This window comes from Variovorax sp. E3 (assembly GCF_016082275.1).
In the GTDB taxonomy this organism is placed as follows: Bacteria; Pseudomonadota; Gammaproteobacteria; order Burkholderiales; family Burkholderiaceae_C; genus Variovorax.
Genome location: NZ_MOWM01000041.1, coordinates 40,315 through 51,353 on the forward strand (window position 1 = coordinate 40,315; position 11,039 = coordinate 51,353).

The following is an 11,039-nucleotide window of genomic DNA, read 5'->3' on the forward strand; positions in this document are numbered from 1 at the left end:
GTCCTTTCGGTTTCTCGAAGCAATCCAGATTCATTTCGCGGCGTGCGCCACCAGCCCGGCCAGGGCCACGATGAGCGGGCCCATCAAGGGCAGCACCACGTTCGAAATCGCATAAGTGATCGTGTAGCCCAGCAGCGGCGTGGCATTGCCCGCCGCGTTCTGCACCGCGCTGAGCGCGGGCGTGCTGCACTGCTGCCCGGCAATGGCGCCGAGCAGCACGGGCGCCTCCAGCTTCAGCAGCCGGTGGCCCACGAACAGCGAGATGCTGGCCGGCACCACCGCGATGGCCACGCCCACCAGCGGCAGCGCAATGCCGAACTTCTGGATGAGCGCCAGCGCCTGCGGCCCCGAGGCCAGCCCGACGCACGCGATGAAGGTGGCCAGGCCCAGGTCCTTCATGAGCGCCAGGCTTCGGGCGGCACGCTCAGCCGGTGCGGGTTCTTCGACTGGTACCAGCCGAAGGCCAGCCCCGTGAGCAGCGCGCCGCCGCCCGTGCCGAGCGAGAACGGAATGCCGCCGATCTTTGCGCTGAAGCCGCCGATGAACACGCCCAGCAGGATGCCCATGGCCGCGTAGCTGATGTTGCTGTGCGTCGATTCGACGACGCGGTCGCCGATCAGCGGCAGCGCGCGCGACACATCGATCACCGGCCCGTAGAGCTTGAGCACGTCGCCGCGTTGCAGCTTCACGTCGTGCAGCAGCGGCATGGCGTTGCCGTCGCGCGCCAGGCCGACGATCTGCACGCCGGCCGGCAGCGGCGCGCCCAGCTCGTGCAGTTCGCGGTCGAACCATTCGCGCCGGTTGACCACCACTTCGGTGGTCTCGACCACGGCGTCGAAGGCCGTGGTGTTGGCGAACTCGCGGCCCAGCAGCTCGGCCACGTTCACCAGCACGCTGCGCTTGCCGATGGCCAGCACCTGGTCGAAGGCCTGCAGCCGCAAGGTGGGCTCCACCTTCAGGCTCTGCCCGCGCCGCATCACGCGCTCGATGCTGGCGTGTCCGCCGAACATGGCCGTGAGCTCGCCGACGCTGCGGCCCCGGCCCACCGTGACGAGGAACACGCGGCCGACCATCTCGGGCACGGCGCTGGCCGACTCGGTGTCGTCACCGCCGCCGCCCATCGTCTTCCAGAGCTTGTCGGCTTCGGCGCGCAGGTCAACGCGCAGCAGCAGCGGAAAGATCTGGCTCGTGGCGACCACGATCGCGATCAGCCCGAACACGTAGGTGATGGAGTAGGCCGTGACCACGTTGGCCTGCAGCTGCTGGATGTCCGCCAGGGGCAGGGCGAGCTTGGAGATCGCGTCGGTGGCCGTGCCCACCACGGCCGACTCGGTGGCCGCGCCGGCCATCAGGCCCGCGGCGGTGCCCTGGTCGAGCGAGAGAAAAAGGGTGGCCGCCAGCACCAGCGCGAGCACCACGACCACCTCGACGAGGCACAGCAGCCCGAGCCGCAGGCCCTTGGCATCGAGGTTGGCAAAGAACTGCGGCCCGCCCGCATAGCCGAGCGCGAAGATGAACAGCATGAAGAACACGTTCTTCACGCTGTCGTCGAGCTTGATGCCGAGTTGGCCGACGACCAGCGCGGCGATCAGCGTGCCGCAGATGCCGCCGAGCTGGATGGGGCCGAAGCGGATCTGGCCGACGGCATAACCGATGGAGAGCACGAGGAAGAGCGCGATTTCGGGTTGGGTTCTCAGGATTCCGATCAAGCCATCCATCGCTGGGGGTTCCTCTTGTTTGTTTGTTATTTACGCGTTCACGATAAATCAATAATGGCAAGCAATTGTGAAAAAATACGGTTTCTGTTGTGGCTTGTGGAGGGGCTGAGCACCATTGGCCTACTTTTCAGGCCAATTGCTTTGCGCACCTGGAAAGCGCCGGCGCGGCCATTGAAAAATACGAAATCCATTTGACGGAAGAGTCCGGTAATTACCACTTTTCCATCACTGCGATCAATAAGCCGAAAGGATTGAGAGCTGCCTCGCCGGACCTTCCTGAATTCACATTGGCAATTGAAAAAGCCACCGGCCGGATCCTCGACAAGTTCTTCGCACGCTGATGCGCCCGCCGCCCCGGACCTCCGGGTTTTCGATAACTAAAGGTACTTGATTTAGTCGGCTCGCTGAAACATAGTTGCGTCGCGTCCGGAGCCCGGCCCGATCCCTCGGGTGTGCTTCCGGTTCAACAAAGACACAGGCGCCCCCGCCTGCCTAGGAGACACATCCATGTTCCGTTCGTCGCGTTCCATCCTGGCCCTGGCCGCCATGTCGCTGGCTGCATCGGCTGCCTTCGCCGCCGACCCGCAGCCCGTCATCGGCCTGGTCACCAAGACCGAAACCAACCCCTTCTTCGTCAAGATGAAGGAAGGCGCGCAGGAAGAGGCCAAGAAGCTCGGCGCCAAGCTGCTGTCCGGCGCGGGCAAGGCCGACGGCGACAACGCGGGTCAGATCACGGCCATGGAAAACATGATCGCGGCCGGCGCCAAGACCATCCTCATCACGCCCAGCGATGCCAAGGCCATCGTGCCGGCCATCAAGAAGGCGCGCGACAAGGGCGTGATGGTGATCGCGCTCGACAGCCCGGCCGATCCGCCGGACGCGACCGACGCGCTCTTCGCCACCAACAACTACACGGCCGGCGTGCTGATCGGCGAATACGCCAAGGCCGCGATGGCCGGCAAGACGCCCAAGATCGTCGCGCTCGACCTGCTGCCGGGCCACCCCGTGGGCGCGCAGCGCCACAACGGCTTCATGAAGGGCTTCGGCCTTGCGGCCAACGACGCCAAGTCGAACGAGTTGTCGAAGGCGCCCGAAATCGTGTGCATGGCCGACAGCTTCGGCGACCAGGCCAAGGCGCAGACCGTGATGGAAAACTGCCTGCAGAAGGCGCCCGAAGTGAACCTGGTCTACACCATCAACGAGCCCGCCGCGGCCGGTGCCTACACCGCCCTCAAGCGCGCGGGCAAGGAGAAGGGCGTGATGATCGTGTCGGTCGACGGCGGCTGCCAGGGCATCAAGGACACCAATGCCGGCATCATTGCCGCGACCTCGCAGCAGTACCCGCTGAAGATGGCTGCCATGGGCGTGGCCGCGGGCGTGGAGTTCGCCAAGACCGGCAAGAAGGCCTCGGGCTATGTCGACACCGGCGTGACGCTGATTGCCGGCAAGAGCGTGGCGGGCGTCGACAGCAAGGACACCAAGACCGGCGCCGAGCTGTGCTGGGGCAAGAAGTAAACCAACCGCCCCTGGACATACCTCGATAAACAGCAGGGAGTACTTCGATGGCGAAATCCGCAACGCACCACATCCCGTGGGGCGCCCTGGGGCCGTGGCTGGCCCTGCTTGGCGCGTGCATCTTCTTTGCGACCCAGTCGGACCGGTTCCTGACCGGCGGCAACCTCTCGCTGATTCTTCAGCAGGTGATGGTGGTCGGCGTGATCGCCATCGGCCAGACGCTGATCATTCTCACGGCGGGCATCGACCTGTCGTGCGGCATGGTGATGGCGCTGGGCGGCATCATCATGAGCAAGTTCGCCACCGAGCTGGGCATGCCGGCGCCGCTGGCCATCTTGTGCGGCATCGGCGTGACCACGCTGTTCGGGCTGCTCAACGGGCTGCTGGTCACGCGCATCAAGCTGCCGCCTTTCATCGTGACGCTGGGCACGCTGAACATCGCCTTCGCGATCACGCAGCTGTATTCGTCGTCGCAGACCATCACCGACCTGCCCGGCGGCCTCACGGGCCTGGGCACCACCTTCAACATCGGCAGCGCGAGGTGGCGTGGGGCTCGGTGCTGATGGTGGCGCTCTACGGGCTGGCGTGGTTCGTGCTGCGCGAGACGGGCGCGGGGCGCCACATCTACGCGGTGGGCAACAACGCCGAGGCCACGCGGCTGGTCGGCATTCCGACGCAGCGCGTGCTGCTGGGCGTGTACGTGGCGGCGGGCGTGCTGTACGGCATTGCGTCGCTGCTGTCGGTGGCGCGCACCGGCGTGGGGGACCCGAATGCGGGGCAGACCGAAAACCTCGACGCCATCACGGCCGTGGTGCTCGGCGGCACCAGCCTGTTTGGCGGGCGCGGCATCGTGCTGGGTTCGCTGATCGGCGTGCTCATCGTGGGCGTGTTCCGCAACGGGCTCACGCTGATGGGCGTGTCGTCGATCTACCAGGTGCTGGTGACGGGCGTGCTCGTGATTCTTGCCGTGGCCGCCGACCAACTTTCGCGCCGGGGAGCTCGCTGATGACCACCGCTGCCAACCCCGGAAAAATCGTGATGCAAGCCAAGGGCCTGGTCAAGCGCTACGGCCAGGTGACGGCGCTCGACGGTGTCGACTTCGAGCTGCGCGAGGGAGAAATCCTCGCGGTGATCGGCGACAACGGCGCGGGCAAGTCGTCGCTCATCAAGGCGCTGTCGGGCGCTGTGGTGCCCGACCAGGGCGAGATCCTGCTCGACGGCAAGCCGGTGCACTTTCGCAACCCGCTGGACGCGCGCCGCGCGGGCATCGAGACGGTGTATCAAGACCTCGCGGTGGCCCCGGCCATGACCATCTACGAAAACCTTTTTCTCGGCCGCGAGTTGCGCCGCCCCGGCTTCCTGGGCAACGTGCTGCGCATGCTCGACAAGAAAAAGATGCTGAGCGAAAGCGCCGCGCGCATGGCCGACCTGAAGGTCGGCATCCAGTCGATGACGCAGGCCGTCGAAACGCTCTCGGGCGGCCAGCGCCAGTGCGTGGCCGTGGCGCGCAGCGCGGCCTTCGCGCGGCACGTGGTCATCATGGACGAGCCCACCGCCGCGCTCGGCGTGAAGGAGGGCAACATGGTGCTGGAGCTGATCCGCCGCGTGCGCGACCGCGGCCTGCCCGTGGTGCTCATCAGCCACAACATGCCGCACGTGTTCGAGGTGGCCGACCGCATCCACGTGGCGCGCCTGGGTCGGCGCGCGGCCGTGCTCGATCCGAAGAAGATCAGCATGAGCGACACGGTCGCGGTGATGACCGGCGCCATGACCGCCGACCAGTTGCCCGCGGAGGCGCATGCCTGATGCGGACACCGCCGCGCGCACGCCCGACCTGCTGCGGCCTCGCGGCTCCAACCAGGTCGGCATGCGCCAGTTCAACGAACGCACGGTGCTGCAGGCGCTGCGCGTTCACACCAGCCTGCCCAAGGCCGACCTCGCGCGGCTGACCGGGCTCAGCGCGCAGACCATCGGCCTGATCACCGCGCGGCTCGAGGAAGACGGGCTCATCGTCAAGCAGAGCCGCGTGCGCGGGCGCATCGGGCAGCCGTCGGTGCCGCTGGCGCTGAACCCCGACGGGGCCTTTGCCATCGGCATCAAGGTCGGGCGGCGCGGCGCCGAGTGGCTCTTGATCGACTTCACCGCGCAGGTGCGCGAGCGGCATGCGATCAGCTACGACTTCCCCGATGCCGACGCGCTGCTGCCCGCCATTGCCAAGCACATCCACAGGCTGCGCGACGGGCTGGGCCCGATCGCGGCGCGCAACGTGGGCGCCGGCCTGGCCGCGCCGTTCCAGCTCGGCGGCTGGCATCGCACGCTGGGGTTGTCGAAGGCACAGGCCGATCGCTGGAACCAGATGGACCTGCTGGCCGAGGTGCGCGCGCGCACCGACGTGCCCGTGAGCTTTGCGCGCGACACGGTGGCCGCCTGCGTGGCCGAGCTGGTCGGCGGGCGGGGGCACGACCTCAAGAGCTTTCTCTACATCTTCGTCGACACCTTCGTGGGCGGCGGGCTGGTCATCAACTCGCACCTGCACGCGGCGCGCACGGCAACGCGGGTGCGCTGGCTTCGCTGCCGACGCAGCCGCTGAAGGCCGGGCAGCGCGGGCAGGGCGGCCAAGGTGACGGTGCGCCGCCGCAGGTGGTTGCCGAGGCCTCGCTGTGGGAGCTGGAGCAGCGCCTGCAGAGCCAGGGGCTGGACGCGACCGCGGCTTATGACGACCGCGCGCTGCAGCCGCCGTTTGCCGCCGCGACGCAGGCCTGGCTGCATGGCGCGTCGCTGGCGCTGGCGCACGCCATCGTGAGCAGCACGGCCGTGCTCGACCTGTCCGACGTGGTGATGGACGGCTCCATGTCACGCGCGCTGCTGCAGGCGTTGCTCGAGCAGACCCGCACCGCGATGGCGCTGTGCAACTGGGAGGGCCTGTGGCCGCCGCAACTGCACGGCGGCAGGGTCGGGGCACAGGCCTGCGCGCTGGGCGGTGCGATGCTGCCGCTGCACGCGAACTTCGCGCCTGACCACGACGTGTTCCTGAAGGCGGCCTGAGCCGCTCGCTCACAGGCTCGCGGTCGCGTGCAGGTCGCGCGGCAGCCGCAGCGTGCTGGCGCTGGCGCCGTCGGGGCAGGGCCCGTCGGAATAGGCGGCGCCGCCCTCGGGCGTGATGCACTTGTGCACCTCGACGAAGCTGGAGTCGGACCTGGGCCTGGCCTTGGCGGGCGGCTGCGCGGAGGCCCGAGCCGGGCTTTGGATGGCTGCACTCGCCAGCGGCGCCTGATGGAGCGTCGGCAGGGCCGGTTCCACGAACGAGCGCGTCGCCGCGTGCGTCAAGGTCGATGCACGCGCCGCGCTCTCGTGCACCAGGTCTTTCAAGGTCACGTAGAACAGGGACATCGCCACCAGCGCCACTGCCAGGCAAGGCGCCCAGTACCGCTTCGAGCCGGCATCGGGCGGGGTGGTCCGCGCTGGCCGGAGTCGTTCGATCGTGTGTGCGTGGCCCATGGCTGAAGCTCCTTGTGCGTGTTGAGCCGATCTGAACGACGGGCGTCGCGCACCGCTGTAGGCCTGCGCCATGCGCCGCTACGGAATTCGTCCCGAAAACGTCGCGGACAAAGGCGTACCCAGGGCGCCGCGAGTCCCGATAATGCGATCCCCTTGTTCGGAGCCTGGAACCCATGAGTGCCGCCGATTTCCTTTTTGCGCCCGAGGTGCAAAAGATCCTGAAGGTCGCCTACGCGGCGCCCGACCAGCAGTTTTCTTCCAGCGAGCTGGCCCAGCGCTCAAAAATGGAGCCTGACGATGTGGCGCGCACGTTGGCGCATCTGGTCGGCAGCGGCATCCTGAAGCAGCACAAGCCGAAGGCGGACGAAGCCGAGACCGTCTCGGTCGACCGCGCGTTCGTCTTTCACGACGAACTGCGCAGCATCGCGCTGAAGTCGTTCGCCGCCGCCGAACCGGTGCGCTCGATGCTGCGCAGCAAGTTCAAGGATTCGGTGGTGCGCGCGTTCATCCTGCAAGAGGACAAGGACGGCACGCTGGAGCTGCTGGTGGTGCACGGCCAGTTGATGCCCGATGAAGCGGCCATGACGGCGGCGTGCCAGAAGCTGTCGAAGACCATCCATCGGCATCTGAAGATGCATGTCATCTCGAACGCCAGGTTCAACAGCCTCGCGCCGCGCGATCCGCTCGCGCCGAAGCTGGCGGAGGGCCACGCCATCGAGATCATTTCGCTCGGGGATACGAAGGCTCGATTGCCCGCCGAGAGGGGCGGGTTCTTGCAGAGTGCGAAGAAGAAATTGGCGACGCTGGCGCGCTCGTCTGGGTGAGGGCGGTTGTGCTTGGTGTTGTCGTTCAGGGCGCTGCTGTTCAGGGCGTGTGCGCAGGACACCGGGTGCCCCCTCCGCGAATGGCCCCCAGCCTGCAGCCTCCTGATTATTTCGCTGCGGGGAGCGTACAGCGCTGAGACTTGTCTGCGCTGGCGATACTTTGCCTGTGGCCCGTACAAACGAACGAACAGTGAGGCACGGATGAGCGAACAGGTCTACAGCTACTTCGACTACAACGGCGAAACGGACCTGCCGGAGGAAGGGGTCGCCGACTTCAGGGGCGTCCCGCACTACTTCTGGCTTCGCAAGGATCTGGACGCCCGTCGCGGGCTTTTCGACATCGTTCCCATTGATGATGCGCTGCTCCGTCGTGTTGTCGAATTCCAATCAATCTTTCATGCATGGGACGTGGACTACCACGCAGGCCGAGTGGCGCTTGAGACCCATCCAATGCGCCCCGGGATGAACGATAGGTTTGTCACCCTTCACCGCGAGATTTGTGACGCCGCGTTGGCGCTCCGTGAAAAGGCTTTCTCACAGACTGGAGTGTTTTCACTCGCGCCGTCGTGGGTGAAGCACAGCCGCCAATTCGAGGGGAGGCGGTGGCCAGTGCCAGGCCTGTATTCCTTCATTCTCGAGGTAACTTGGGTCACTGCTTAGTCGCGACGTGGCCCGAGCATCTCCATGCGTGTGGCAAAGTCCGGCCACACGCTTTGCTCGTTCCGATGAACGGCTGCTTCGGAGCTGGTCCGATGACCGCTCAGGGCCTTGTGTGCCGGTCGTGCGTGGGGCTACGGTCGGCCAGAAGCGGTCATTTGAACCCGTTGCCGAGTTGGGTGCCGTGGCCCGCGTGGCGCTTGGCACGTGTTGCCTCGGTCGAGGCGACCTCTGCGTGATGAAGTTCACAACACCGGCGTGATCGCTGTCGGGCCTCACAGGGTACATTCATTCGATCGGGTCCTTCAAGGCAGCGCTGGTCGTGAGCATCTCTTCAAAATACTCAAAATTGTGGGTTTTCGCGCTTGACTGACCCACACTGCCATCGAGCGTTGACCCGTTGAAATGTCGAGGGCCCGCTTTCGGCTTTCTGTGACCGGTGCGCCACTGTTGCAATTGAGCTCTGGCGGTTGCGATGAGGATCACGCATACGTCGAGTTCAGCGCGCAGGCTCTGATCAAGCTGGCCCCCTTCTTAAGTTGAAATTTCGCGAACACCGACGCGTTGACAGGAAGCACGCATGATGACGATTACTTCTGGCATTCGAAGGGCCTGCGCGGCCGGCGGCTTCCTGCTGGCGGGACTGGGCGCCTTCGCTCAACCACAGCCCCAGCTCCCAGCGCAACCACAGGTCCGGCTCCAGGCTCAGCCGCAACGCAGCGTTCTGGATTTGAGCGACAAGGTCGGAAGGCCCACGTTCCCCGTCGCTGCCTATCAGGGCATCGGTGCCCCGGAGTTCAGGTCGATGGTGCGTCAGGCTTTCCAGAAATCGGGCTTCTCGTTCGTCGCTGTGGATGAGCAGAAAAATAAGTCGACGGTCTTCAAGTTCAAGCTCGATGTCGATGCGAAGACGCGGCCGGCGGTGCTTCTCGTGTCCGCAGATGAATTGCTCGATGGCCGGAAGAAGTGCAGTCCCTGTTTCCTGAGGTTTGCCGAAGTCAGCAATGGGCAGGAGATCAAGGCGCTGCCATGGATGGCCCAGTACGACCTGAGCGCACGACTCGTCCCGGCGATCGACAAGGCGTACGCGACGATCGAGTCCGCCGGGCGCGAGCATCTCGCCCCTTCGTTCGGCTTTAACTACAAGCGGCGGTGGGAAGGTGAGCAGAACCTGTTCGGCAACTCCTTCGTCGGGATCAGCGTATCCGACCTCAAGGAAAGCATCGTCCGCGCCTATCGGAGTGCCGGCTTTGTACCCGTTGAGGACGATGTCTCGTCAAGAGCATCCGAACTCGCGCTGACCTTCAGCTTCCCTGTGGATCCAGCTAAGGAAGGCGGCGTGGTTTACCAGATCAGGCTGTACAACCAGTACGACGAAGACGGGCGATGCCACCCGTGCGAGGTCACCGAGAACTACGACCCGTACCAGCCGCTTCCTCCGTCGGGCTTGTCCGGGGTCCTGAGCCGCGCGACTCTCGAATCGAGGTTCACGGCCGCGCGGAATGCCGCATACGACAACATGCGGACCGAGCTCGAGCGCCATCTGCGGCCTCGCTCCGTGTTCTCGGTTCCGCCCAAACGAGCCCCACTGGGGTCGCCTCCGCCCGCGCCCACTCTGCCTGTCGTGACATGACAGCTCGCGCAGAGCCGGCGTCAGGGAGCGTCACGATGGCCAGGGTGTGCAGAGAGCATTGGCTAATCTTCGGCAACCTGTTCGCGGCGCTCGCGGCTGGAGCACTCGCCTCGTGGTCCACCCCCATGATGCTGGCCGTGCTTTACGTCGATATATGGCTGCTGGCCAATCCCCATATCGTCGCGACGTACACGCGCATCGGCTCGATGTCGTCGCACACTCGCCTGCGATGGGCCTTGATCGTCGTCGCCCCCATCCTGGTTCTGGCGGGATTGACGGTCCTTGCGCTCGCATATGAAGCGACCGGACTGTTCGCCCTGTATTTCGCGCTTCAGACCTTTCATGTCGCCCGCCAGAGCTATGGCATCGCGAGACGCCACGACCGTCGGCTCCAGGTGCCATTCCGCAACCTGCCCTATCTGCTGATCTATCTGCTTCCTGCGTGGGGATACCTGCACCGCGGCGCGCAGGCACCCCGCAGCTTCCTGGGCTACCCCATCTGGCTGCCACCCGTGCCCCAGGAGCTGGCCCTTGCGGCAGGCATCGCGGCCATTGCCGGTTCGCTGTGCTGGTTGGTGTGCCTGGGCTACGCCAGGCGAGAGCCGCAGGCGGATGCGCCTTTCAACACCTTCGTGCTTTCCCATCTGGTGATCTCGCTGGTTGGTTATGTCTGGATCAGCGACATCACCGTGGGCTGGCTGGTGGTCAACGTCTGGCACAACATCCAGTACCTGGTATTTGTCTATCGCCAGCGGCAGCCCGGCGTTGGGGCGGACAGCGTAAGCAGCGAGGCATCGGACACTGCTCCGGCACACGGCAAATCGCTGCTCAAGAAGCTGAGGCCGCCGGCGGCCTTCTTTATCGGATGCGCGATTTGCGGCGCAGCCCTCTTCGTGGCCGCCAGTCACATCGGAGAAAGCCTCCTCTGGCTTGGGCTTCCGACGGTCCTCATTGCACACTTCACCCTGAACTTTCACCACTATCTTGCGGACAGCGTGATATGGAAGCGCCATCGTGCCGGCAGGCCCCACGGCATCTCGCAATGCTGACGCAGACGGATGCTGCAGCACCATCAACCGAACCGTAGGACCGAACTGGGCCACTTCGCGCTGCCAGCGCGACCGACTACAGTCGGCCAGCAGCCGATCTTGGGCTTGCGCCCCATTTTTCAACGTGCTTGCGCGCAAGCGACCA

Annotated in this window: 12 protein-coding genes and 2 pseudogenes; 9 read left to right on the forward strand and 5 right to left on the reverse strand. The window is 65.5% G+C overall.

Annotation, left to right across the window (positions count from 1 at the left end):
* Nucleotides 1–30: 30 nt before the first annotated feature.
* The 3 genes from BMG07_RS44125 to BMG07_RS16565 are packed head-to-tail and all read right to left on the reverse strand — an operon-like array spanning nt 31 to nt 1,909.
* Entirely contained in the window at nt 31–399 is a 369-nt protein-coding gene (locus BMG07_RS44125) for a hypothetical protein (protein ID WP_307866989.1), read from the reverse strand.
* Complete coding sequence (locus BMG07_RS16560; RefSeq protein ID WP_307866990.1) at nt 396–1,718, reverse strand: aspartate-alanine antiporter; 1,323 nt, start codon at nt 1,716–1,718, stop codon at nt 396–398. The genes BMG07_RS44125 and BMG07_RS16560 overlap by 4 nt, the downstream gene beginning before the upstream one ends.
* A gap of 38 nt (nt 1,719–1,756) precedes the next feature.
* Complete coding sequence (locus BMG07_RS16565) at nt 1,757–1,909, reverse strand: hypothetical protein (protein WP_198085494.1); 153 nt, start codon at nt 1,907–1,909, stop codon at nt 1,757–1,759.
* On the opposite strand from BMG07_RS16565, the gene BMG07_RS16570 reads away from it, so the two are divergent.
* The 5 genes and pseudogenes from BMG07_RS16570 (at nt 1,910) to BMG07_RS16590 (ending at nt 6,278) form a co-directional block, all read left to right on the forward strand.
* On the forward strand, nt 1,910–2,059 hold the full coding sequence (locus tag BMG07_RS16570; RefSeq protein WP_198085495.1) for a hypothetical protein: 150 nt from the start codon (nt 1,910–1,912) through the stop codon (nt 2,057–2,059).
* A 166-nt stretch (nt 2,060–2,225) separates the two neighbouring features.
* Nucleotides 2,226–3,233 carry a sugar ABC transporter substrate-binding protein gene (locus BMG07_RS16575; protein WP_198085496.1) on the forward strand — a complete coding sequence of 336 codons (1,008 nt, stop codon included), beginning with the start codon at nt 2,226–2,228 and terminating at the stop codon, nt 3,231–3,233.
* Nucleotides 3,234–3,280: 47 nt separating this feature from the next.
* Nucleotides 3,281–4,239, forward strand: a pseudogene (locus tag BMG07_RS16580) (ABC transporter permease).
* Nucleotides 4,239–5,039: an ATP-binding cassette domain-containing protein gene (locus BMG07_RS16585; RefSeq protein ID WP_198085497.1), complete on the forward strand. Its 801-nt coding sequence runs from the start codon at nt 4,239–4,241 to the stop codon at nt 5,037–5,039. Before BMG07_RS16580 ends, BMG07_RS16585 begins: the two are co-directional and overlap by 1 nt.
* Nucleotides 5,032–6,278: pseudogene (locus BMG07_RS16590) on the forward strand (ROK family protein). Before BMG07_RS16585 ends, BMG07_RS16590 begins: the two are co-directional and overlap by 8 nt.
* Before the next feature lie 9 nt (nt 6,279–6,287).
* On the opposite strand, the gene BMG07_RS16595 reads toward BMG07_RS16590, so the two are convergent.
* Nucleotides 6,288–6,731 carry a hypothetical protein gene (locus BMG07_RS16595; RefSeq protein WP_198085498.1) on the reverse strand — a complete coding sequence of 148 codons (444 nt, stop codon included), beginning with the start codon at nt 6,729–6,731 and terminating at the stop codon, nt 6,288–6,290.
* Nucleotides 6,732–6,904: 173 nt separating this feature from the next.
* Here BMG07_RS16595 and BMG07_RS16600 point away from each other — a divergent pair, with 173 nt between their 5' ends.
* Both BMG07_RS16600 and BMG07_RS16605 read left to right on the forward strand, forming a co-directional pair.
* On the forward strand, nt 6,905–7,555 hold the full coding sequence (locus BMG07_RS16600; protein WP_198085499.1) for a hypothetical protein: 651 nt from the start codon (nt 6,905–6,907) through the stop codon (nt 7,553–7,555).
* Between the two features lie 201 nt (nt 7,556–7,756).
* Nucleotides 7,757–8,215 (forward strand): hypothetical protein, encoded by a 459-nt coding sequence (locus BMG07_RS16605; protein ID WP_198085500.1) that lies wholly within the window; start codon nt 7,757–7,759, stop codon nt 8,213–8,215.
* A gap of 285 nt (nt 8,216–8,500) precedes the next feature.
* Here the strand turns inward: BMG07_RS16605 and BMG07_RS16610 are convergent, their stop codons facing one another.
* The gene (locus BMG07_RS16610) at nt 8,501–8,698 is read right to left on the reverse strand and encodes a hypothetical protein (protein ID WP_198085501.1); all 198 of its coding nucleotides are present in this window, start codon (nt 8,696–8,698) and stop codon (nt 8,501–8,503) included.
* A 94-nt stretch (nt 8,699–8,792) separates the two neighbouring features.
* On the opposite strand from BMG07_RS16610, the gene BMG07_RS16615 reads away from it, so the two are divergent.
* Nucleotides 8,793–9,845 (forward strand): hypothetical protein, encoded by a 1,053-nt coding sequence (locus BMG07_RS16615; RefSeq protein WP_269759059.1) that lies wholly within the window; start codon nt 8,793–8,795, stop codon nt 9,843–9,845.
* Nucleotides 9,846–9,880: 35 nt separating this feature from the next.
* Nucleotides 9,881–10,894: a hypothetical protein gene (locus BMG07_RS16620; protein ID WP_269759060.1), complete on the forward strand. Its 1,014-nt coding sequence runs from the start codon at nt 9,881–9,883 to the stop codon at nt 10,892–10,894.
* Nucleotides 10,895–11,039: the final 145 nt, after the last annotated feature.

Excerpts from the sequence above, each read along its gene's own strand:
- BMG07_RS44125 (WP_307866989.1), bottom strand. The coding sequence starts at position 399 with ATGAAGGACCTGGGCCTGGCCACCTTCATCGCGTGCGTCGGGCTGGCC.
- BMG07_RS16560 (WP_307866990.1), bottom strand. The coding sequence starts at position 1,718 with ATGGATGGCTTGATCGGAATCCTGAGAACCCAACCCGAAATCGCGCTC.
- BMG07_RS16565 (WP_198085494.1), bottom strand. The coding sequence starts at position 1,909 with ATGGATTTCGTATTTTTCAATGGCCGCGCCGGCGCTTTCCAGGTGCGC.
- BMG07_RS16575 (WP_198085496.1), top strand. The coding sequence starts at position 2,226 with ATGTTCCGTTCGTCGCGTTCCATCCTGGCCCTGGCCGCCATGTCGCTG.
- BMG07_RS16585 (WP_198085497.1), top strand. The coding sequence starts at position 4,239 with ATGACCACCGCTGCCAACCCCGGAAAAATCGTGATGCAAGCCAAGGGC.
- BMG07_RS16595 (WP_198085498.1), bottom strand. The coding sequence starts at position 6,731 with ATGGGCCACGCACACACGATCGAACGACTCCGGCCAGCGCGGACCACC.
- BMG07_RS16600 (WP_198085499.1), top strand. The coding sequence starts at position 6,905 with ATGAGTGCCGCCGATTTCCTTTTTGCGCCCGAGGTGCAAAAGATCCTG.
- BMG07_RS16605 (WP_198085500.1), top strand. The coding sequence starts at position 7,757 with ATGAGCGAACAGGTCTACAGCTACTTCGACTACAACGGCGAAACGGAC.
- BMG07_RS16615 (WP_269759059.1), top strand. The coding sequence starts at position 8,793 with ATGATGACGATTACTTCTGGCATTCGAAGGGCCTGCGCGGCCGGCGGC.
- BMG07_RS16620 (WP_269759060.1), top strand. The coding sequence starts at position 9,881 with ATGGCCAGGGTGTGCAGAGAGCATTGGCTAATCTTCGGCAACCTGTTC.